Origin of the sequence: Pseudomonas bijieensis, assembly GCF_013347965.1 — a bacterium.
Lineage (GTDB): Bacteria > Pseudomonadota > Gammaproteobacteria > Pseudomonadales > Pseudomonadaceae > Aquipseudomonas > Aquipseudomonas bijieensis.
This window is the reverse complement of sequence record NZ_CP048810.1, coordinates 6207494-6232810: the sequence shown is the minus strand read 5'-3', so window position 1 is coordinate 6232810 and position 25317 is coordinate 6207494. Positions and strand designations below refer to the sequence as shown.

Annotated in this window: 3 protein-coding genes (1 of these 3 running past the window's edge); all 3 read right to left on the bottom strand. The window is 65.5% G+C overall.

The genetic code is table 11. From position 1 onward, the window contains the following. Tightly spaced (each overlapping or abutting the next), the 3 genes in view from GN234_RS27710 to GN234_RS27700 form a layout consistent with a single transcriptional unit that may run on beyond the window. Positions 1-1765: the 5' portion of a non-ribosomal peptide synthase/polyketide synthase gene (locus GN234_RS27710; RefSeq protein ID WP_233459490.1), read on the bottom strand. The gene continues 10784 nt to the left of window position 1, outside the view; the window shows 1765 of its 12549 coding nt (coding positions 1-1765); it begins with the start codon at positions 1763-1765; its stop codon lies beyond the left edge, outside the window. After that, complete coding sequence (locus GN234_RS27705) at positions 1765-12852, bottom strand: non-ribosomal peptide synthetase (RefSeq protein WP_176689370.1); 11088 nt, start codon at positions 12850-12852, stop codon at positions 1765-1767. The genes GN234_RS27710 and GN234_RS27705 overlap by 1 nt, the downstream gene beginning before the upstream one ends. Next, positions 12853-25317, bottom strand: coding sequence for a non-ribosomal peptide synthase/polyketide synthase (locus GN234_RS27700; protein WP_176689369.1), 12465 nt, complete (start codon positions 25315-25317; stop codon positions 12853-12855).

Genomic DNA, 25317 nt, shown 5'->3' with positions numbered 1-25317 from the left:
CCGGGTCCAGCGGCAGGTAGGTGCCGCCGGCCTTGAGGATCGCCAGCAGGCCCACCAGCATGTGCGCGCTACGCTCCACGGCAATGCCGACCAGGACATCGGGGCCGACGCCAAGGCTCTGCAGCTTCCCCGCCAGTTGATTGGCCCGGGCATTGAGTTGGCCGTAGCTCCAGCGTTCGTCGTCGATCACCAGCGCCGGAGCGTCCGGGGTGCGCGCCGCTTGTCGTTCGAATAATTGATGGACAAACCCCGCCTCGGGCGCTGGCGCCGCGTTGCGCTGGCCGTCGTCGAGCTGGGCCTGGCGTTCGGCCGCGTCGAGCAACGGCAGTTCACCGATGCGCTGCGTCGGGTCGGCCACGATTGCCCGCAACAGGTTCTGCCAATGCCCGGCCATGCGCGCGATCGTCTCGGCGCCAAACAGGTCGGTGGCATAAATCAGCCCTGCCGAGAGCCCTTCGCTGTGCTCCACGGTTTCCAGGGTCAGGTCGAATTGCGCCGTGTGCGAATCCCAGCGCAGCCCCTCGACTTTCAACGCACCGACCGGCCCCTCACCCGCCGGGCCTTGGGTCCGGTGGTTGAACATCACCTGGAACAGCGGGCTGTGGCTCAGGTTGCGCTCAGGCTGCAACGCCTCGACCAGTTGCTCGAACGGCAGCTCTTGGTGCGCCTGGGCACCCAGGGCTGCCTGCTTCACTTGTTGCAGCAGGGCACCAAACGAATCCTGGCTCTGGACATCGCTGTCGAGCACCTGGGTGTTGACGAAAAAGCCGATCAGGCGCTCGGTCTCAACCCGGTTACGGTTGGCCGTCGGCACGCCGACACGAATATCGTGCTGGCCGCTGTAGCGATGCAGCAGCGCCTGGAACGAGGCCAGCAGAAGCATGAACAGGCTGACGCCTTCGCGCTGGGCCATGTGCTTGAGGTCGCCGGCCAGTACCGCATCGATGGCAAGTTCCAGCCGCGCGCCGCGATAGCTCATCACCGCCGGACGGGGGAAATCGGTGGGCAGTTCCAGCACCGGTTGCTGGCCACCCAAGCGTGCGGTCCAGTATTCCAACTGGCGTTCACGCTCGCCCGCCTCCATCCAGTGCCGCTGCCAGATGGCGTAGTCGGCATACTGGATCGGCAGCGCCGGCAGCTCCGGCACGTGGCCCTGGCTGAAGGCGGCGTAGCCATTGACCAGTTCCTCGACCATCACCTGCATCGACCAGCCATCGGCAACGATGTGGTGCAAGGTCACGATCAGCACATGGTCATCCGCCGCCAACCGCAGCAGGCGCGTGCGCAGCAACGGCCCTTGTTGCAGGTCGAAGAGCTGGCGGGTTTCGGCTTCGATCAACTGGCGCAGCTGGGTTTCGTCTGGCCGTTGTTCCAACGTGTCTGCCTGCAAGCGCACTGGCGCCGCCGCGTGCACCTGCTGCACGACCTGCTCGCCCTGGGTCTGGAAGGTGGTGCGCAGGCTCTCGTGACGCGCCACCAACGCCGTGAAACTCTGCTCCAGCGCAGCGATGTCCAGCGGCCCGCGCAAGCGCAGGGCCGTAGGCATGTGGTAGGCCGCGCTCTCGGGGTCCAGCTGCCACAGGAACCATTGGCGTTCCTGGGCAAATGACAGCGACAACGTGTCGAACTCGGCACTGACGGGCGCAATGGGCAGGTTCGCTGGGGAAACGTTCTCTTCGAGCATTTTCTGCAAGTACAAGCGACGTTTTTCCAGCGGCAGCGTTATGAAGCGCCTGGCAATACGTTGTGCGACAGCGGTGTCCATCAAACCTCCTCAAATTCATCGAGCAGCGCTTCAAGCTTGCTCAATTTCGACGTACTCATGGGTTCGCCGGCAGGCTCGAGTTGCGCCACGAACGCGCCGAGTACCGGGAATTGGAAAATCAGTTGCGGGGTCAAGGTCAGGCCCAGCTCCAGTTGCAGGCGCGAGACCACGCTCACCACCAGCAGCGAATGCCCGCCCAGCTCGAAGAAGTCGTCGCCCAGCCCGACCCGCTCGACCTTGAGCACGTCTTGCCAGATGGCCGCGACCCGGCATTCGAGGTCGCTCTGCGGTGCGAGGTAAGCCGAGTGCAGGGCACGGGTGTCCGGTGCCGGCAAGGCCTTGCGATCGAGCTTGCCGTTGGGGGTCAGCGGCAAGCGGTCGAGGAAGACCCAATGGGTCGGCACCATGAAGTCCGGCACCTGGGCCGCCAGTCGCGCCTTGAGCCGGTCGCTCAGGCTGGCCTGGTCAAGAGGGCTGTCGAGCGGGCTGTCCTGGCCGACCAGGTAGGCCACCAGGTTCGGCCCGCTCACGTCGTCCCGCGCCAGCACCACCGCATCGCGCACATCGGCATCGGCCTGCAGGCGCGCTTCGATTTCCCCCAGTTCGATGCGCAGGCCACGGATCTTCACTTGATGGTCGATCCGGCCGAGGTACTCGATCACCCCGTCCGCGCCGTAACGCGCCAGGTCACCGGTGCGATACAGGCGACCGCCGGCATCTGGCGCGAACGGGTCGGGAATGAAGCGTTCGGCGGACAGTGCCGGTCGTTGGTGGTAACCACGGGCCAGGGAATCACCGGCGATGTGCAACTCGCCGACGGCGCCCACGGCGCAAGGCCGCAACGCCGCGTCCAGCACGTAGGTGCGCACGTTATCGATGGGACGGCCGATGGCGATGATCCGCTCGGCGTCCTCTTCGCGGCCGCGCACCACGGCATGGCTGCTGGTGTCGATGGTCGCTTCGGTCGGGCCATAGAGGTTGCGCAGCTCGCCCTCGAACAGCGCCATGACCTGGCGTGACAGGTGCGTGCTCAAGGCCTCGCCGCCGCACAGCAGCAGGCGCAGGGAGGCCAGTTGCTCGCGGGTCGCCAGAGGCAGCAAGGCCTGCAACAGCGAGGGCGCCATTTGCAGCACGCTGATGCGCCACCGCGCCACGTCGGCCCAGAGGGTGGTCAGGTCGAGGTTCAGGTGCGGGCTGGCGAGCACCAGTTGCGCGCCGCTCATCAACGGCAGCCAGAACTCCCAGACCGAGGCATCGAAACTGATCGCGGTTTTCTGCAGGACGCGGTCGGCGGCGGTCAGTTTCAAACAATCCTGCATCCACGCCATGTGGTTGCTCAGGCCGACATGGCGAAGGGTCACGCCCTTGGGCTTGCCGGTGGAGCCGGAGGTGTAGATCACATAAGCGAGGTGCTCGCCGTCGATGGCCACGCCCGGGTCGCGCTCGCTGTAGCCGGCCAGCCATTGCCCGGGCTGATCCAACAGCAGCGTGGCCACGGCAGCGTCGCCGAACAGCGGCAACCCATCGGTATCAGTGAGGAGCAAGGCGATGCCGCTGTCCTCGACCATGTACGCCAGGCGATCCCGCGGATAGGCCGGGTCCAGCGGCACGTAGGCGCCACCGGCCTTGAGCACCGCCAGCAAGCCGACGACCATCTGCACGCTGCGCGACAGCGCCAGCCCCACCAGCACGTCAGGGCCGATGCCGCGTTCGATCAAGCCATGGGCCAGGCGATTGGCCCGGGCGTTGAGCTCGGCGTAAGTAAGCGTTTCCTGCTCGCTGACCACGGCGACCGCGTCGGGGGTGCTTCGGGCCTGGGCCTCGATCCATTGATGGACCGGGCGCCGAGGCGGCTCCACCACCGAAGTGGCGTTCCAGTCGTGCAGCAGCCTGTCACGGGTCACCTCATCCAGCAGTTGGATGTCGCCCACGCAACCGCCGGCCGGCAGGCTCACCATCTGCGCGAGCACGTAGGCCACCTGCTCAGCCAGGCGCTCGACGGTGTGTATAGGGAAAGCAGCATGGGCATAGGTGAAGTGCAGGCTCAGGATGTCAGTTAGATTGACGGCCAGGGTCAACGGGAAATTAGTCTGTTCCTGGCTGGCCACGCTGCCGAAGCTCAAACCCGAGGGCGCCTGCGCTTGCAGGGCCTGGGACACGGGGTAGTTTTCGAACACCAGCAAGGTGTCGAACAAACCGTCACCGCCCTGCCCGGCCCAGCGCTGGATCTCGAACAATGGCGTGTGCTCGTGCTCGCGCAAGGCCACGTTCTGGCCCTGGATCTGTTGCAGCAGTGCGCTCAGCGCTTGCTCCGGACGCGGGCTGGCGATGACCGGCAAGGTGTTGATGAACAGGCCGATCTGCTGCTCAACGCCCTTGAGCTCGCTCGGCCGCCCCGACACGGTGGCGCCGAAGGCCACGGTGGCGTGCCCGGTGTAGTGCTGCAGCAGTAACAACCAGGTCGCCTGGACGACGGTGTTGAGAGTGACTTTCTGCTGGCGGGCGAACTCGCTCAGGCGTTGGGTCTGCTGGGGCGTCAGGTCGTGGTAGTGGCTGGCGTGGCTGCTTTCCAACGCCGGTTGCAGCGGTGCGACACGGGGCTCGGCCAGACGGGTCGGCGCCTCCAGGCTTTGCAATTGCGCCAGCCAGAAGGTTTCGCTGGCCTGGGCGTCGCGGCCTTGCAGCCAGGCGATGTAGTCCCGATACCGCCCGGCCGGGCGCGGCAGGGCCTGGCCGTCGTAGCGTTGCAGGACCTCGCCGAGCAACTGCGAGTTGCTCCAGCCGTCCATCAGAATGTGGTGATGGGTGTAGATCAGGTGATAACGCCGCTCAGCGGTGCGCACCAGCACCAGGCGCAGCAACGGCGCGCAGGCCAGGTCGAAGCCCTGTTCGCGCTCGGCGTCCGCCCGTTCGGCCAGGGCCTGGGTGGCATCGGCACGGGCGCTCCAGTCCAGGGAGGTGAACGGCACTCGCACCTGCTTGTGCACCACTTGCACCGGCCGCTCGCTGCCCTGCCAGATAAAACTGCTGCGCAGGCTGTCATGGGCATCGACCGCCGCTTGCCAGGCCGCCTCGAAACGCCGAGGGTCGAGGCCTTCGATGTCCAGGCGCATCTGGTTGATGTACTGGCCGCTGCCCGCTTCGTACAGGCTGTGGAACAACATGCCTTGCTGCATCGGTGCCAGCGGGTAAAGGTCTTCCACCCCGCGTGCCGACAGCGCCAGGCCATCGAGTTGTGCCTGGGTCAGGCCGGCCAGGGGAAAGTCCACCGGCGTCATACCCTGGCTCGTCGGGTCGCAGCAATGGGCGATCAACAGCGCCAGCTCACGGGCGTACTCATCGGCCAACCGCTGGATGGTCGCCGGCTCGAACTGTTGCGCACTGAACGTCCAGCCCAGCCGCAGCGCGCCATCGAACACCTGACCGTTGAGCGTCAGCCAGTTGCCCAGGGTGGTCAGCGGGCTTTGCTCGTCGCCGGCGCTTTCGCTGGCCGGGCTGAACAGCGCGCCTTGGTCCTGATCGAAACTGCCGTCGAACTGGCCGAGGTAGTTGAAGGTAATGCGCGGCACCGGCAAGGCTTCCAAGGCCGCCCGACTGGCGTCTTCGCCCAGGTAACGCAGCGCACCGAAGCCCACGCCTTTGTCGGGAATCGTCCGCAGCCCTTGCTTGATCGACTTGATCGAGTCCGCCAGTTCGACCGCCGGCGACAACCGCACCGGGAACAGACTGGTGAACCACCCCACCGTGCGGGTCAGGTCGACGTTGGCGAACAGCTCTTCGCGGCCATGGCCTTCGAGCTGGAGCAACAGGCTGTCGTGGCCGGTCCAACGGCAGATTACTCGGGCCAGGGCCGTGAGCAACAGGTCATTGACCTGGGTGCGATAGGCCGCTGGCGCCTCTTGCAGCAACTGCCGGGTCAAGGGCGCGTCCAGCCGTGTGTGAACGGTGACGGCCTCGCGGTTTTGCCCGATCGCCTCGGGGTCGAGGCACGGCAGATCGGTCGGTGCGTCGTGCAGTAGCCCTTGCCAGTAGGCCAATTGCTGCTGCAGCTCCGCGCTGCGAGCGTGGGCTTGCAACTGCTCGGCAAAGGCCTTGACCGAGCTGGTCTTGGCCGGTAATTGCAGGGCTTGGCCGGCGAGCAACTGCTGGTAGGCGGTTTGCAGGTCGTCGAACAGAATCCGCCACGACACACCGTCCACCGCCAAGTGATGAACCACCAGCAACAGGCGCTGGCTGCCATCGGCCAAGGTCGCCAGGACGCCGCGCAACAGCGGCCCGGCGTCCAGGTCGAGGCTGCGCTGGGCCTGATTGGCGAGGGTTTCCAGCGCGCTGGCATCGGCCACGTCACGCTGCCACAGCAAACCGTTGCTCGCCCAAGCCTGTTGTTGCGCCGCCACCTCACGGTGTTCGGCGCGCCATCCTTCGGCGGTTTCACTGAAGGACAAACGCAAGGCGTCGTGGTGCAGCACCAACGCCTGCAAGGCCTGCCCCAACACGGAAGCTTGCAACGGGCTGGCCGGTTTCAGCAGCACCGACTGGTTGTAGTGGTGACGCTCGGGAATCACCTCGGCGAAAAACGCCTGCTGGATCGGCAACAACGGTGTCGACCCTTCGGTCGACGCTTGATCGATGGCCTGCGCCTGCCCACCCATTTGGGCGACGCTCGCCAGCGCCTGCACGGTCTGGTGCTGGAACAAGTCCTTGGGGGTAAAGCGGATGCCCGTCTGACGGGCGCGGCTGACCACCTGGATGGAGACAATCGAATCGCCGCCCAGCTCAAAGAAGTTATCGCTCAAGCCGACCCGCTCGACTTTGAGCACGTCTTGCCAGATCGTTGCGATCTGTTGCTCCAGTTCACTTCGCGGCGCCACGTAGTCCTGCTGGATCTGGCTGGCGTCGGCGGTTGGCAAGGCCTTGCGATCGAGCTTGCCGTTGGCGGTCAGCGGCCATTGCTCGAGGAACAGCAGGTGCGTTGGCACCATGTAGTCCGGCAGCTCGGCCTTGAGTTGGGTCTTGAGCTGCTCGCGCAGGCCGGCTTCGTCCTCGCCGACTTGCGCCGCAATCACGTAACCCACCAGTTGCTGGCCGCTCGGGCCTTCCTGGGCCAACACCAGCGCTTCGCGTACCGACACCAGGGCATTCAGGCGCGCTTCGATTTCGCCCAGCTCAATGCGGAAGCCACGGATCTTCACTTGATGGTCGATGCGGCCGACGTACTCGATCACCCCATCGCTGCGGTACTGCGCCAGGTCGCCGGTGCGGTACAAACGTGCGCCGCTGTCGCCGAACGGGTCGGGGATGAACCGCAATGCGGTGAGGTCGCCACGATTCAGATAACCCCGGGCCAGGCCGGCGCGACCGACGTACAACTCTCCGATGCAGCCTTTCGGCACCGGATTCAAATCGCCGTCCAGCAGGTACCACGACAGGTCGGCAATCGGCTCGCCGATGGGGCTGCTGGCGTCCTGTTCCAGGTCCGCTATCGACAGCGGACGGTAAGTCACGTGCACGGTGGTTTCGGTGATGCCGTACATGTTGATCAGTTGCGGCGCCGCGTCGCCGAAGCGCTCGAACCACGGGCGCAAGGACTTGACGTCCAGCGCCTCGCCACCGAACACCACGTAGCGCAAGGCATTGCTTCGCGAGTCGGCGCAGGCTTCGTGCATCAACTGCTTGAATGCCGAAGGCGTCTGGTTGAGCACCGTCACCCCGGCGTCGCAGAGCAATTCGTGGAACTGCTGCGGGGAACGGCTGATGTCGTACGGCACGATAAGCAACTCGCCGCCGTGGAGCAGTGCGCCAAAGATTTCCCAGACCGAAAAGTCGAACGCATAGGAATGGAACAGGCTCCAGACATCCGCCGCACCGAAGTTGAACCACGGCTCGGTGGCCTCGAACAGGCGCAGCACGTTGTGGTGCGGCAGCAACGTGCCTTTGGGGTTGCCGGTGGAACCGGAGGTGTAGATCACGTAGGCGAGGTTTTCGGCGTCCATCGACACCTGCGGATCGCTGTCGGCGAATGCACTGACGTCGGCGTCCAGCAGCAGCGTTTGCACGCCGTCCGGCACCGGCAATTGATCAATCAGGGACGCCTGGGTCAGCAGCAAACGGATGCCGCTGTCCTGCATCATGTAGGCCAGACGATCCTGGGGATACGTCGGGTCCAGCGGCACATAGGCACCACCGGCCTTGAGGATTGCCAGCAGGCCCACCAGCATGTCGAAACCGCGCTCGGCCGCCAGCCCCACCAGTACATCCGGGCCAACACCGTGGGCGATCAACTGATGGGCGCGACGGTTGGCCTGGGCGTTGAGGGCGCCGTAGGTCAGGGTTTGGGCGTTAAAACGCAAAGCGACGGCATCAGGACGCAAACGCGCCTGTTCGGCGATGCGCTGATGCAGGCAGGTCTCGCCCGGGAAGCTGCGCGGCGCCGGGTTCCATTGGCCGATGTGCTGCTGTTGCTCAGCGGCCGTCAGCAGCGGCAGTTCACCGATGCGTTGCCGGGGATTGGCGACGATGCCGTGCAGCAGGTTCAACCAGTGCTCGGCCATGCGTTGCACGGTGCTGGCGTCGAACAAATCGGTGGCATAGGTCAGCGCCGCACCGAGTTCACCCTCGGCTTCCAGGGTGTCAAGGGTCAAGTCGAACTGGGCGGTCTGGCTTTCCCATTCCTGGGCCTTGATCACCAGCCCGGGCAGCGCCGGCAGTGCCTGGCGTGCGACGCTCTGGTGGTTGTACAGCACCTGGAACAACGGGCTGTGGCTCAGGTTGCGCTCAGGCCGCAGCGCCTCGACCAGTTGTTCGAACGGCAGGTCCTGATGAGCCTCGGCGCCGATGGCCGCCTGTTTGACCTGGGCCAGCAACGCGCTGAAACGCTGCTGCGGATCGACCTCGGCCTTGAGCACCTGGGTGTTGACGAAGAATCCGATCAGGCCTTCGGTTTCCACCCGGTTGCGGTTGGCGATGGGCACGCCGACACGGATGTCCGACTGGCCGCTGTAGCGATGCAGCAAGGCCTGGAACGACGCCAGCAAAACCATGAACAACGTGCTGCCTTCGCGCTGGGCCAGCTGTCGCAACTGTTGGCCCAGGACCGGCGGCAGGTCGATGGCCAGGCGGGCGCCGGCAAAGCTCTGCCGGTTCGGGCGCGGCCGGTCGGTGGGCAGCGCCAGCAACGGCTGCTCGCCCCCCAGCACCTCGGTCCAGTACGCCAGTTGCCGTTCCCGTTCGCCGGCGTCCATCCACTGACGTTGCCACACCGCGTAATCGGCATACTGGATCGGCAGCTCGGCCAATGCCAGGGTCCCACCCTGGCTGCACGCGGCATAACCTTGTATCAGTTCCTGCACCAACAATTGCATCGACCAGCCATCGGAGACAATGTGGTGCTGGGTCAGCACCAGCACATGCTCGTCGGCCGCCACCCGCAACAGGCCAACCCGCAGCAACGGGCCGTTTTGCAGGTCGAATGGCTCGGCGATCTGCTGGTGGACGAAGGCCTGGATCTGTTCGTGACCACCGTCGAGAATCTGCGGGATCACCACCGGGTTCATCTGCTCGTGAATGACTTGGAACGCTTGCTCATCGACCTGGACGAAGGTGGTGCGCAGGCTCTCGTGACGCTGCACCAGGGCGGCGAAACTCTGTTGCAAGGCCTCCAGGTCCAGGTCGCCCTGAATCCGCAGCGCCGCCGGAATGTGGTACGCCGCGCTGTCCGGCTCCATCTGCCAGAGGAACCACTGGCGTTGCTGAGCGTAGGACAGCGGCAGCGGCGCCTGGTCCCGGGCAAGCCGCGGGATGCTCGCCGGCCGTGCCACGTCGCTGTGCACCAGCGCAGCCACACAAGCCTCCAGGCTGGCGTTCTCGAACAACTGGCGCAGTTGCAGGTTCAGGCCGAGCGCCTGGCGAATACGCGAGACCATCTGTGTCGCCAGCAGCGAATGGCCGCCCAGCTCGAAGAAGTTATCGCTCAAGCCGACCCGTTCGACCTTGAGCACGTCCTGCCAGATCGCCGCGATCTGTTGCTCCCGTTCACTTCGCGGTGCCACGTAGGCCTGCTGGACCTGGCTGGCGTCGGCGCCCGGCAAGGCCTTGCGGTCGAGCTTGCCGTTGGCGGTCAGCGGCCATTGCTCGAGGAACAGCAGGTGCGTCGGCACCATGTAGTCCGGCAGCTCGGCCTTGAGTTGGGTCTTGATCAGATCGCGCAGGCCGGCTTCGTCCTCGCCGACTTGCGCCGCAATCACGTAACCCACCAGTTGCTGGCCGCTCGGGCCTTCCTGGGCCAACACCAGCGCTTCGCGTACCGACACCAGGGCATTCAGGCGCGCTTCGATTTCGCCCAGCTCAATGCGGAAGCCACGGATCTTCACTTGATGGTCGATGCGGCCGACGTACTCGATCACCCCATCGCTGCGGTACTGCGCCAGGTCGCCGGTGCGGTACAAACGTGCGCCGCTGTCGCCGAACGGGTCGGGGATGAACCGCAATGCGGTGAGGTCGCCACGATTCAGATAACCCCGGGCCAGGCCGGCGCGACCGACGTACAACTCTCCGATGCAGCCTTTCGGCACCGGATTCAAATCGCCGTCCAGCAGGTACCACGACAGGTCGGCAATCGGCTCGCCGATGGGGCTGCTGGCGTCCTGTTCCAGGTCCGCTATCGACAGCGGACGGTAAGTCACGTGCACGGTGGTTTCGGTGATGCCGTACATGTTGATCAGTTGCGGCGCCGCGTCGCCGAAGCGCTCGAACCACGGGCGCAAGGACTTGACGTCCAGCGCCTCGCCACCGAACACCACGTAGCGCAAGGCATTGCTTCGCGAGTCGGCGCAGGCTTCGTGCATCAACTGCTTGAATGCCGAAGGCGTCTGGTTGAGCACCGTCACCCCGGCGTCGCAGAGCAATTCGTGGAACTGCTGCGGGGAACGGCTGATGTCGTACGGCACGATAAGCAACTCGCCGCCGTGGAGCAGTGCGCCAAAGATTTCCCAGACCGAAAAGTCGAACGCATAGGAATGGAACAGGCTCCAGACATCCGCCGCACCGAAGTTGAACCACGGCTCGGTGGCCTCGAACAGGCGCAGCACGTTGTGGTGCGGCAGCAACGTGCCTTTGGGGTTGCCGGTGGAACCGGAGGTGTAGATCACGTAGGCGAGGTTTTCGGCGTCCATCGACACCTGCGGATCGCTGTCGGCGAATGCACTGACGTCGGCGTCCAGCAGCAGCGTTTGCACGCCGTCCGGCACCGGCAATTGATCAATCAGGGACGCCTGGGTCAGCAGCAAACGGATGCCGCTGTCCTGCATCATGTAGGCCAGACGATCCTGGGGATACGTCGGGTCCAGCGGCACATAGGCACCACCGGCCTTGAGGATTGCCAGCAGGCCCACCAGCATGTCGAAACCGCGCTCGGCCGCCAGCCCCACCAGTACATCCGGGCCAACACCGTGGGCGATCAACTGATGGGCGCGACGGTTGGCCTGGGCGTTGAGGGCGCCGTAAGTCAGGCTGTTTTCGTTGAAACGCAAAGCAGTGGCATCAGGACGCAAACGCGCTTGTTCGGCGATGCGCTGATGCAGGCAGGCCTCGCCCGGGAAGCTGCGCGGCGCTGGGTTCCATTGGCCAATGTGCTGCTGTTGCTCGGCGGCCGTCAGCAGCGGCAGTTCACCGATGCGTTGCCGAGGGTTGGCGACAATGCCGTGCAGCAGGTTCAGCCAGTGCTCGGCCATGCGTTGCACGGTGCTGGCGTCGAACAGGTCGGTGGCGTAGCTCAGGGACGCGGCCAGCTCACCGTCGGTCTCGTGGGTGTCGAGGGTCAAGTCGAATTGGGCGGTGTGGGAACGCCAGTCGAGGCTCTCGACCTGCAATCCCGGCAGTTGCAGGGCCTGGGCCGCGCCGCCGCTCTGGTGGTTGAACATCACCTGGAACAGCGGGCTGTGGCTCGCCTGTCGCTGCGGTGCCAATGCCTGCACCAACTGCTCGAACGGCAGGTCCTGATGGGCTTGCGCCCCCAGCGAGGCCTGCTTGACCTGCGCCAGCAACTGCACGAAAGGCAAATCGCCCCGCACCTGGGCATTGAGCACCTGGGTGTTGACGAAAAAGCCGATCAGGCCTTCGGTTTCCGGGCGATTGCGGTTGGCGACCGGGACGCCGACGCGGATGTCCGACTGGCCGCTGTAACGGTGCAACAAGGCCTGGAACGACGCCAGCAAAACCATGAACAACGTCGAAGCTTCGCGCTGGGCCAGTTGCTTCAGGCCCTGGGTCAGCCCGGCGTCGAAGCGCAAGTCCAGGCGTGCGCCGCGATGGCTTTGCAGCGCCGGGCGTGGGCGGTCCGTTGGCAACGGCAGGACTTCGCCGCCATCGCCCAGCCGTTCGGTCCAGTAGGCCAACTGTCGCTCCAGCTCGCCGGCCTCCATCCATTTGCGCTGCCAGATCGCATAGTCGGCGTACTGGATCGGCAAGGGTGCCAGGGTCGGTGCCTGACCGCTGCGGTGGGCGGCGTAGAGTTGGACCAGGTCGTTGACCATGATCCGTGCGGAGGCGCCATCGCAAATGATGTGGTGCTGGGTCAGCACCAGCACATGGTCGTCGGCAGCCAGTTGCAGCAGCTTGATCCGCAGCAACGGCCCCTGTTGCAGGTCGAACAATCCAGCGATTTCGTCATCGATCAGGGTTTTGAGCGCGGCCTCATCCGCGGCTTCCGGTTCGATCGCCAGGCGCAATTGTGCCAGCACTTCTTGCCGAGGCCCTTGCGGGCTGTCGACGAACACCGTGCGCAGCACATCGTGACGGGCCAGCAAGGCGTCGAAACTGCGTTGCAGCGCGGGCAGGTCGAGGGCGCCGCGCAGGCGCAGCGCCGTGGGCACGTGATAGGCCCCGCTGTGACGGTCCAGTTGCCAGAGAAACCACTGGCGCTCCTGGGCGTAGGACAGGTCCAGGGTCTCGAATTCGTCGCGCATCGCCGGGATCGGCAATGCCGCCAGGCTCATGTTTTTGCTGTGCAGCTTGTGCAGGAACGCTTGCCGTTGGGCGAGCGGTAAACGGATGAATCGCTGAACCAGAGACAGGTTATCGAGCTGAGTCATTCAAAGGGTCTCCAGGTCTGCCAGGAAATCATGCATCTCACTCAGGTCGGCGCTGGAGTGAGGGGTCAGGTGGGCCGCCAGTTGTGCGGCGTAGTCGGCCAGGGACGTGGTGCTGAACAGCAAGTCCAGGGGCACCGCGGCGCCTTGCTGCATTTGCAGGCGCGCCGTCGCTTGCGTCGCCAGCAGGGAATGCCCACCCAGTTCAAAGAAGTTGTCGTCGCGCCCTACCCGTTCGAGCTTGAGCACGTCTTGCCAGATGTCGGCGATGCCCTGTTCGAGCGCGCCTTGTGGCGCCACGTAGGCACGCAGCAGTTGCCGGGCGTCCGGCAGCGGCAGGGCCTTGCGGTCGAGCTTGCCGTTGGGGGTCAGCGGCAAGCGTTCGAGCAACAGCCAGTGCGCCGGCATCATGTAATCGGGCAGCAACGGCGCGAGCTGCGCCTTGAGGGCTTCGCGCAGGGCCGCCGGCTCAGCCGTCTCCGGATGGGCGGCGATCAGGTAGGCCACCAACTGCAGGCCGCCCGGCCCTTGCTGGGGCACCACCACGGCTTCGCGGATCGCTTCCTGGGCCAGCAGGCAGGCTTCGATTTCCCCCAGTTCGATGCGGAAGCCGCGGATCTTCACTTGATGGTCGACCCGACCGATGTACTCGATCACGCCGTCGCCACACTGGCGCGCCAGGTCACCGGTGCGGTACACCCGCGCGCCGTTGCCGAACGGGTCCGGCAGGAAGCGCTCGGCGGTGAGCGCCGCACGGTCGTGGTAACCCCGGGCCAGGCCGTCGCCGCCAATCAGCAGTTCGCCGATCAGCCCGACCGGGTTTGGCGCGAAGTGATCGCCGACGATGTACAGCGACGTGTTGGCAATCGGCCGGCCGAGGTACGGCACGCGTTGCTCTTCAGTCAAGCGGTAGGCCGCCGACCAGATGGTGGTTTCAGTCGGGCCATACAGATTCCAGACCTCGCCAGCGACATCCAGCAGCCGCTCGGCCAGGTCCTCGGCCAACGCCTCGCCACCGCACAGGCACTTGCGCCCGGCCAGCAACGCGGACGCCGGGTGGTCAAGCAACATGCGCCAGGTCGAGGGCGTGGCCTGGACCACGCTGACCTGTTGCCGGTCGATGGTCTTGAGCAGCGCCTCGGGGTCGTGGGCGCTCTGCTTGTCCACCAGCACCACGCAGGCACCGCTCAACAGCGCGCCGTACAGTTCCAGGCCGAAGATATCGAACGAGAACGTGGTCAGCGACAGCACTCGATCACTAGCGGCGATGCCCGGTTCACGGGCCATGCTGGCGACGAAATTCACCAGCGCCCCATGACGCACCATCACGCCCTTGGGCTTGCCGGTGGAACCGGAGGTGTAGATCGCGTAGGCCAGGTGCTCCGCATCCAGGCGCGTCGCCGGCGCCTCGCAGGCATCACCGTCGAACCAGACACCCTCCTGATCCAACACCAATGTCTTAACGCCAACACCGCTCCCACAGGACAGCGGTAGCTGGTTGAGCAGCGAACGTTGGGTCAGCAGCAGTTCGATGCCGCTGTCTTCGATCATGTGCGCCAGGCGGTCCTGGGGGAACGCCGGGTCCAGTGGCAGGTAGGCGCCACCGGCCTTGAGGATCGCCAGCAAGGCGACAATCATCTCCACGCCGCGCTCCAGCGCGACACCGACCAATTGATCGGGCCCCACGCCCTGTTCGATCAAGCGATGGGCCAGGCGGTTGGCCCGGACATTGAGTTCGGCGTAGCTCAGCGCCTGCTCGGCGAACACCAGTGCCGTGGCATCCGGCGTTTGGCGGGCCTGGGCCTCGAACAATTGATGGACGCAACGCGCCTGTGGATAACTGGCTGCGGTGGCGTTCCAGCCTTGCACGTGCTGGCGGGTTTCGCGCTCGTCGAGCAAGCTCAGCTCGCCCAAGGAACGTTGCCCGGCGTCGGTCATTTGCAGCAGCAAGCGCTGCAGATGCAGGCCAATCCGCTCGACCGAGGCCTGAGCAAAACTCGCGCACTGGTAGCTGAACTGCACCGCCAGTTCGGCACCGAGGCTGACCAGCAGGGTCAGCGGGTAGTTGGTCTGTTCCAGGTTATCCACGGCACCGAAACGCAAGCCTTCAGGCGCCCCCTGCGCCAAGGCTTCGGAAATCGGGTAGTTCTCGAACACCAGGATGTTGTCGAACAAGGCTTCGCCGCCCAGGCCAGCCCAGCGCTGGATGTCGAACAGCGCCGTGTGCTCGAACTCGCGCAAGGCCAGGTTCTGCGCCTGGACGCTGTGCAGCCAGTCCCCCAGGCTCTGTTCCGGACGCGGGCTGGCGATGACCGGCAAGGTGTTGATGAACAGGCCGATCTGGCCCTCGACGCCCACCAGGTCCGCCGGCCGCCCCGCCACCGTTGCGCCAAACGCCACGCTGGCCTTGCCGGTGTAGCGCTGCAACAGCAGCAGCCAGGCCGCTTGCACCAGGGTGTTGACGGTGACTTTGGATTCCCGGGCGAACTCGGCCAGGCGTTGGCTCTGCAGCGCATCCAGCTGTACGCGGTGATGGCCGTACGGCTTCGCCGAGACGTCCTGCGCCGGGCGGGCAAACACCTGGGCCAGGCGCACCGGCTCATCCAGCGTGCGCAACTGTTGCGTCCAGAACCCTTCGCCGAGGCTCGCGTCCTGGCGTTGCAGCCAGGCGATGTAGTCGCGATAACGGCCAGCCGGGCGGGCCACGCTGGCGCCGCGGTAGTGCTGCAACACTTCGCCGAGCAACTGCGCGCTGCTCCAGCCATCCATCAGGATGTGATGGTTGGTGTAGATCAGGTGATGCCGATCCGTGCCAGTGCGCACCAGGACCAGGCGCATCAACGGCGCCTGGGTCAGGTCCAGGCCTTGGGCACGCTCTTCATCGGCCAGGGTTTGCAAGGCGCCATCAATGTCCGTCCGCCCATTCCAATCGAGCACACGGAACGGCACCTCGACCTGACGCTGGACGATTTGCACCGGCTGCGCCAGGTCGCCCTGCCAGAAGAACCCGGTGCGCAGAATGTCATGGGCCTCGACCACCGCCTGCCAGGCCGCGCGGAAACGTTGCGGGTCGACGCCCTCGACGTCGAGGCGCATCTGGTTGATGTAGTCGCCACTGCCTTGTCCGAGCAAGGAGTGAAACAGCATGCCCTGTTGCATCGGCGACAGCGGGTAGATGTCGTCGACGGCCTGGGGTTGGCGCACCAGGGTATCCAGTTGCGCCTGGGTCAGCCGCGCCAACGGGAAGTCCGACGGCGTCACGCCACGGTGCTGGCTGTCGCAGCAATGACGGATGAGCGCGGTGAGTTCTTCCAGGTAGTCGTCGGCCAGTCGTTGAATGGTCGACGCCTGGAACAGGTCGCCGCTGAAGGTCCAGGTCAAGTCCAGCGCGCCGCCGAAGACTTTGCCGTCCAGCGCCAGCGGACTGCCCAGCGGGCCCTGCATGTTCAACTCTTCACCGCCATGCTCGTCGGTGGGCACAAACAGGGCATCGTCAGCCGCCGCGAAATTGCCGTCGAACTGGCCGAGATAGTTGAAGGTCAGTTGCGGCGTCGGCAAGGCCTGCAACGCTTGCCGCGCTGACGCATCGCCCAGGTGCGCCAGGGCACCGAAACCGATGCCCTTGTGGGGGATGGCGCGCAGTTGTTCCTTGATCTGCTTCAGCGAAGCAGCGAGGTCGGCAGCGGGTGTCAAACGGGCCGGGAACAGGCTGGTGAACCAGCCGACCGTGCGGGTCAGGTCGATGTGCTCGAACAGTTCTTCACGGCCGTGACCTTCGAGTTGCACTAACACACTCTCAGCGCCAGTCCAGCGCACCATCACCCGCGCCAGGGCGGTGAGCAACAGGTCATTGACCTGGGTGCGATAGGCCGCCGGGGCTTGCTGCAGCAATTGCCGGGTGAGGTTTTTGTCCAGGGCCGTGCGAATCGTCACGGCTTGGCCATGTTGCTGTCCGCCCTGGGGGTTATCCCATGGCAACGCCGTGGCGGCGCCTTGCAACTGCTGTTGCCAGCCCCCCAGCTCGGCCTGCAAGGATGGGCTGCTGGCGTAGCCCTGTAACGCTTCGGCCCAGGCCTTGATCGCGCTGGTCTTGGCCGGCAGTTGCACGACCGCACCGGCGAGCGCCTGCCGATAAGCCATTTGCAGGTCTTCGACGAGGATCCGCCAGGACACCCCGTCGACCACCAGGTGATGCACGATCAGCAGCAAACGCTGGGTGCCATCGGCGAGGTTCGCCAGCACCGCACGGATCAGCGAGCCACCGTCCAGTTGCAGGCTGCGCTGGGCCTGATTGCCCAGCGTTTCCAACTCGGCGAGATCGGCGACGTCGGCTTGCCAGACAATCCCGTCAGCCACCCCGTCACGGTAGCGCGCCGTCCAACCTCCGGCCTGTTCGATGAACGCCAGGCGCAGGCTGTCGTGGTGCACGACCAGGGCGTTCAAGGCCTGCTCCAGCGCCCGAGCATCCAACGCCTGGGTCGGCTTGAGCATCACCGACTGGTTCCAGTGATGACGGTCAGGAATCGCCTGGGCAAAGAACCACTGGTGAATCGGCAGCAGCGCCGTTTCGCCGCTGGCCGGTTGCTGGTCCAGCGCTTGCCGCGGTGCGCCCGTCCGCGCCACCGCCGCCAGCGCCTCGATGGTCTGGTGCTGGAACAAGTCCTTGGGCGTGAAATGAATACCGGCCTGGCGTGCGCGGCTGACCACCTGGATCGAGACGATGGAATCGCCGCCCAGTTCGAAGAAGTTGTCCCGCAGGCCCACTTGCGCGAGCTTGAGTACGTCCTGCCAGATCGACACCAGTTGCTGTTCCAGCGCGCTGCGCGGGGCCACGTAGGTCTGCTGCAATTGGCTGACGTCGGGCTTGGGCAGGTTCTTGCGGTCGAGCTTGCCGTTGGGGGTCAGCGGCAGGCGGTCGAGCCGCAGCAGATAGGCCGGGACCATGTGCGCCGGCAAGGTTGCCTTGAGCTGGTCACGCAGGTGCTCGGCGAAATCCCCCGGCACCGGCTCATTGGCCACCACGTAGGCGACCAGGCGCTTGCCACTGCCGGCGGTGCCTTCCTGGGCCACCACCACCGCTTCGCGCACGCCGTCGAGGGCTTGCAGGCTGGCTTCGACCTCACCCAGCTCGATGCGGAAGCCGCGGATCTTCACCTGGTTGTCGATGCGGTCCAGGTAATCGAAGGTGCCATCGGCCCGTTGGCGCACCAGGTCGCCGGTGCGATAGAGCAAGCCGCCGCTGCGGCTGAACGGGTCGGCGACAAAGCGCTCGGCCGTCAGGCCCGGACGGTTCAGGTAACCCCGCGCCAGCCCGGTGCCACCCAGGTACAGCTCACCGGCCATGCCTTGGGGCAGCAGGTTCAGGTCGGCGTCGAGCACATAGGCGCTGCGGTCGCCGATGCGGCTGCCGATGGGTGCATAGGCGGCGCCACACGCCACGTCGCGGCCGGCCTTCCAGATCAGCGGGGTGACCACGGTTTCGGTCGGGCCATAGCCGTTGATGATGAAGTCCGGATCGAGGGCGCGCTTGACCCGTTCGAAACTGGCGTTGGGCACCGCATCGCCGCCGAAGCAGTAGATGCGCACCTTCGGCGGATTGCCCTCGCGCTCGGCGTGCTCGGCCAGTTGTTGCAGGTACACCGGCGGGAACGCCACTACCGTCACGCCGTGTTCGCCCATGGCGTGGTAGGTCTGTTCCGGGGTCCACAGGCTGTCGTCGCGAATCAGCAGCGAGGCGCCGTGGGTCAGGCTGGTGAGCCAGCGCTCGTGGGCACCGTCGAAGGCGAAGGACATGAAGTGGAATTCGCAATCGCTGTCGCGCATTTCATAGCGCTCGCCGATGGCCTGGCAGTGCATCGCCAGCGGGCCGTGGGCCACGCTCACGCCTTTGGGGTTGCCGGTGGAACCGGAGGTGTAGATCACGTAGGCGAGGTTCTGCGGATCGACGGCGACCGAGGGTGCATCCGCAGGTTGCAAGCTCAAGTCCAGGCGATCGAGTTCCAGCACTTGATTGGCGCCCTCCAGCGGCAGTTGCGCCGACACCCGGGAGTCGGTGAGCAACAGCGCCAGCCCCGAATCCTCGATCAGGTACGCCAGGCGTTCCCGTGGGTAACTGGTGTCCAGTGGCACATAGGCCGCGCCGGCCTTGAGCACCGCCAGCAGCGCGACGATCACCCCTTCGCTGCGTGGCAGGGCCACACCAACCCGGGTTTCCGGGGCTACGCCACGGGCAATCAAGGCGTGGGCCAACTGGTTGGCGCGCCGGTCGATGTCGCCATAGCTGAAGCGCTGGCCGTCGAAGATCACCGCCGTCGCCAGGGGCTTGTGCGCCGCCAGATGGGCGATGCGCTGATGCACGGCGATGTCGGTCGGGTATGGCTGCGGGTGGTTGGCAGCCTGTTGCCGGGCCTGTTCCTCGACGCTGACCAGGGCGATTTGCCCGAGGGTGCGCGCCGCCGACTCGGCGAAGCGCTCCAACAGCTGCGACAGCTGCGCGCTGATGCCGTCGATGGCCGCCGGACTGAAATGCGCCCGGTCGAAACTGTAGTGCAGCGCCAGGGTCTGGCCGAGGGTCACGGCCACGCTCAACGGATAATGGGTTTGCTCCAGGTGGCTGACGTCGCCAAATACCGCGCCCTGCCCGGCGCCTTCTGCCAGGGCCTGGGCAATCGGGTAGTTCTCGAACACCAGGATGTTGTCGAACAGCGCCTCGCCGCCCTGCCCGGCCCAGCGCTGGATGTCCGCCAACGGCGTGTGCTCGAATTCCCGCAAGCTGAGGTTCTGCGCCTGCACGGCTTGCAACCAGGCGCCGACCGACTGGTCCGGCCTTGGCGCGGCGATCACCGGCAAGGTGTTGATGAACAGGCCGACCTGTTGCTCGATGCCCGGCAGATCCGCCGGACGCCCGGCCACGGTGGCACCGAAGGCGACGCTGTCATGGCCGGTGTAGCGTTGCAGCAACAACAACCACGCCGCTTGCACCAGGGTGTTGAGGGTGACTTTCTGTTGGCGGGCGAACTGTTCCAGGGCCTGGGTGCGGGTCGCGTCCAGGGTCTGGAAGTGATCGCCATGGCCACTGTGGATTTCGCTGGTGGACATGACGCGCGCCAACCGCGTTGGCTCTTGCAAGGTTGCCAACTGACCGGTCCAGAACGTCTCGCTCAATTGAGCGTCCTGGCGTTGCAGCCAGGCGATGTAGTCGCGATAACGCCCGACATTGGCCTTGGGCAAGCGACCGCTGTAGCGCTGCAACACTTCGCCCAGCAATTGAGCGTTGCTCCAGCCGTCCATCAGGATGTGGTGATGGGTGTAGATCAGGTGCCAGCGCTCGGCCTCGGTCTGCACCAGCACCAGGCGCAGCAACGGCGCCTGGGCCAGGTCGAAGCCCTGACGACGCTCGGCGTCGGCGCGCTCATTCAGGGCCTCGGCGAGGTGCTCGCGCCCGCGCCAGTCGAGGACCGTGAATGGCAACTCGACCTGGCGATGAACGATCTGCAACGGCTGCTCCAGGTCACCCTGCCAGACAAAGCCGCTACGCAAACTATCGTGGGCATCGAGGGTGGCCTGCCAGGCGTCGGCGAAGCGCTGCGCATCGATGCCTTGGACGTCCACGCGCAACTGGTTGATGTACTCCCCCGCCGCCTGCTCGTACAAAGTGTGGAACAGCAAGCCCTGCTGCATCGGCGACAACGGATAGAGGTCGTCCAACTGCCCGGCGGCCATCGGCAGGTTGTCGAGTTGCGCCTGACTGATGCGGGCCAGGGGGAAGTCCGATGGCGTCGCCTGTGGCGTTTCCAGCGCGCAGCAGTGTTCGATCAACGTCCTCAGCTCGGCGAGGTAGTCAGCGGCCAGTGTCTCGATGGTCTGCTGCTTGAACATCCGCTCGCTGAACCCCCAGTTCAGGGACAACTCCCCACCGTAGACCTGGCCTTCCACTGTCAACCAGTTCGCCAGCGGCGCCCGGGCATGTTGCGCCGCGCCACTGCCTTCGCTGGAGGGTACGAACAGCGCGCCGTCGTCGAACTGCCGGTCGAACTGCCCCAGGTAGTTGAAGGTGATGCGCGGCGCCGTCAAGGCCGCCAGTTCGGCACGCACCGCCGGTTCGCTCAGGTAGCGCAGCACGCCATAGCCCAGGCCCTTGTCCGGTACGGCGCGCAGTTGCTCCTTGATGGTCTTGATCGACGCACTCAACGCCGACGCCGGGCGGAGGCTGACCGGGAACAGGCTGGTGAACCAACCGACGGTGCGGGTCAGGTCAACGCCCTCGAACAGCTCTTCACGGCCATGGCCTTCGAGCTGGATCAGTGTGCTGTCCTGCCCGGTCCAACGGCACACCGTACGGGCCAGGGCCGTCAGCAGCAGGTCATTGACCTGGGTGCGGTAGGCCCTGGGCGCCTGTTGCAGCAGTTGGCGGGTCTGTTCGGCGTCCAGCCGCACTTGCACCTTGCGCTCGTCACACGCTAGAAGCAGGCGCTCGGGGTAGTCGCACGGCAAGCCGTTGCCGGCCGAGGCATTGCCCTGGGCGCGCCAGTAATCGAGGCTGTCCATGAAGCCATCGAGATGCCCGTGCAGGTGCGCGGCCCATTGTCCATACGCGCTGGTCTTGGCCGGCACCTGGATCGGCTGGCCGGCCTGCAATTGGCGGTAGAACTGTTGCAGATCGTCCAGCAGCACGCGCCACGAAACCCCGTCCACCACCAGGTGATGGATCGCCAGCAACAAGCGCTGGCTGCCATCGGCCATGTCCACCAGCAAGGCTCGCAGCAGCGGCCCATCGTCCAGGTCGAGGCTGCGCTGGGCGTCGTCGCACAGGGCGTTGAGTTGTTCGACCGACGTCGCCTGGCGTTGCCACAACACACTGGCCGCCGACGGCTCGGCATAGGCTTGCTGCCAGTGGCCGTTCACCTGGGTAAAGCGCAGGCGCAGGCTGTCATGGTGCTCGACCAAACGGGCCAGGGCCGATTCCAATGCCGCGACGTCAAGGGGCTCGCCGGGCACCAGCAGCAGCGACTGGTTCCAATGTTGCCGCTCGGGAATGTCGCGCTCGAAGAACCACTGCTGCACCGGCGTCAACGGCACCGCGCCGCGCGCCAGGCCTTGATCGACCGCATGGCTGTCGCCCTGGCGCGCAACCAGCGCCAGGCTGCGCAGGGTCTGGTGCTGGAACAGGGCTTTGGGATTGAGCACGATCCCGGCTTGCCGCGCACGGCTGACCACTTGCATGGAGACGATGGAATCACCGCCCAGCTCGAAGAAGTTGTCTTCCAGGCCGATGCTGTCGAGGTTCAGCACGTCCTGCCAGATCGCCGCCAGGGCTTTTTCCATGGGGCTGTGGGGCGCGACGAATTCGCGCTGCTGCTCACTGCCGTCAATGGCCGGCAAGGCCTTGCGGTCGAGTTTGCCATTGGGGGTCAGCGGCAGTTGATCGAGGAACACCAGGTAGGCCGGCACCATGTAATCCGGCAGGTGTTCACGCAAAGCAGCCTTGAGGGTTTCGCGCAATTGCACCTGGTGCTCGGCCTCGGTCAGCACCTTGGCGTCGCTCGGGACGAGGAAGGCCACCAGTTGCTGACCGTGCTCACTGTCCTGGGCCAGCACCGCCAATTCGCGCACCTGGGGCTGTTGCAGCAGGCGCGCTTCGATCTCCCCCAGCTCGATACGGAAGCCGCGGACCTTGACCTGATGGTCGATGCGACCGACGTACTGCAAGGTGCCGTCGGCCTGGTAACGGGTCAGGTCGCCGGTGCGGTACAGGCGTTCGCCGTGGGTGGAAAACGGGTTGGGCACGTATTTCTCGGCGGTCATCGCGGCACGGCCGAGATAACCACGGGTGATGCCCGCGCCGCTCAGGTACAACTCCGCCGAGACGCCTTGGGGCACCGGTTGCAGGTCGGCGTCCAGCAGGTAGCTGGCCGTGTGCTTGAGGGGGCGGCCGATGTTCGCCGTGCCGCCGGCGGTGCGGCGGGTCCAGGTGGAATAGGTGGTGTCTTCCGAGGGGCCGTAAAGATCGTAGACATGTTCAACGCCACCCACCTGTGGGAGTGAGCCTGTGGGAGCAAAGCTTGCTCCCACAGGCACTGACTCCACAGGCTTTGCTCCCACAGACTCACAGGGTGAATGTTGGTACAGCGCATCCACCAGGCTCTGCTTCAGCGGCTCTCCAGCGAGGTTGATGATGCGCACGCTGGCCGGGATCTCACCATTACGCTGCAACGCGGCAATCGCCGACGGCACGGTGTTGATCAGCCGCACCTGGTCCCGGGCCGGCAGTTGCGGCAATTCCAGGGCATTACGGGCGATGATCAGCGAGCCGCCGTTGGCCAGGGTCACGAACAGTTCCCACACCGACAAATCGAAGCACACCGACGTGGCGGCGAGTACGCCCTGGATGTCGTCGCGGCTGTAGACCGATCGGGACCAGTCGATCAGCGCCAGCACGTTGCGATGGGCAATCGCCACGCCCTTGGGTTGACCGGTGGAGCCGGAGGTATAGATCACATAGGCGAGGTTGTCTGGCGTGACGTGGGTAATCGGTGCACGGAGTGGGTACTGCCCCAGCTCGATCCGATCCAGCATCAGCACGGCGGTTTCGCTCGGTACGCTCAGCGTCGCCGCCACCGCCTGCTCGGTCAGCAAGACCCGGGCGCGGCTGTCGTCGAGCATGTAGGCCACGCGCTCGGCCGGGTAGTCCGGGTCCAGCGGCACGTAGGCGCCGCCGGCCTTGAGCACCGCCAGCAAGGCGATCAGCAGGTGTTCGGAGCGCAGCATCGCCACACCCACGCGCACTTCCGGGCCCACGCCCAATTCGATGAGCTTGTGGGCCAGGCGATTGGCGCGGCCGTCGAGTTCGCTGTAGGTCAGTCGGGTGTCGGCGAAAGTGACGGCCGGGGCATCCGGCGTGGCCTGGGCCTGGCGAGCGATCAGTTGGTGAATGCACAGCGTCTGGTCGAACGGCGCGTCCAGCGGATTCCAGTCATGGATCAGGCGCTGATACTCATCGGCTTCGAGCAACGGCAACTCACCGACGCGTGCATGGCTGTCGGCAACCATGCCGTGCAGCAGCCGCGTCCAGTGTCGGGCCATGCGCTCGACCGTGGTGGTGTCGAACAGATCGTTAGCGTAGGTCAGCGCCGCGTGCAGTTTGCCGGCCTTTTCCCAGGTGTCGAGGGTCAGGTCGAACTGAGTAGTGCGGCCCTGCCATTCCAGCATCGACAACTCCAGACCCGACGCGGTGCGAATGCTGGCGATGTCGGCCACGTGCGGCTGGTGGTTGTACATCACCTGAAACAGCGGCGTATGGCTGAGGCTGCGCTCCAGTTTCAGGGCTTCCACCAGGCGTTCGAACGGCAAGTCCTGATGGGCCTGGGCACCGAGGGCCGCTTCCTTGACCGTGCGCAGCAGCTCATCGACACGGGTCTGGCCGCCGAGCTTGGTGCGCAATACCTGGGTGTTGACGAAGAAGCCGATCAGCCCTTCGGTTTCGGCACGGTTGCGGTTGGCGATGGGCACGCCGACGCGGATATCGGTGTGGCCGGTGTAGCGATGCAGCAGCACGTTGAAGGCGCCGAGCAGGAGCATGAACAGGGTGATGTTGTGCCGCTGGGCGGTGGTGCGCAGTTGCTCGGCCAGGGCCGGCTCCACGGCGAATTCAAAGCGCGTGCCGCGATAGCTGGGCATCGCCGGGCGCGGGTGATCGATGGGCAGTTCCAGCACGGGGTGTTCATCGCCCAGTTGCGCCTGCCAATAGTCGAGTTGACGCGCCTGCTCGCCGGCTTCCAGCCAGCGGCGTTGCCACAGCGCATAGTCGCTGTACTGGATCGGCAAATCGGCCAGTTGCGGCGCCACGCCCGCTTCATGGGCGTCGTAGCAGCGGATGAACTCGTCGATCAGCACGTTCATCGACCAGCCATCGGAGACGATGTGGTGCAAGGTCAGCAGCAGCACATGCTCGCGTTCATCGAGCGTGAGCAATTCGACCCGCAGCAACGGGCCGCTGGACAGGTCGAAAGGCTGCATCGATTGTGCTTCGGCGGCCTGACGCACCGCCTGTTCGCGTTCGGCGGCTGGCAAGGCCCTGAAGTCCTGGCGCCCGATCTTCAGCGCGGCGTTGGAGGGGATCTGCAGCAGGCTGTCGTCGGCCTGGCGCTGGAACACCGTGCGCAGGGTTTCATGACGGGCCACCAGGCTGGCGAAGGCTCGCTCCAGCGCCGGCAGGCTCAACGCGCCCTTGAGCCGCACCGCACCCGGCAGGTTATAGGCGCCGCTGCCCGGCTCCAGTTGCCAGAGAAACCACATGCGCTGCTGGGCATAAGACAACGCCTGGCGATCCTCGGCCTCGACGCCCCGAGGGATGGGAAAACCGCTGAACTCCACGCCCTCCTTGGCCAACGCGACCAGGAACATCCGGCGCTTTTCCAGGGGCAACCCGATAAACCGGCGAGCAAGTTTCAAGGCGTCTTCAGCATTCAT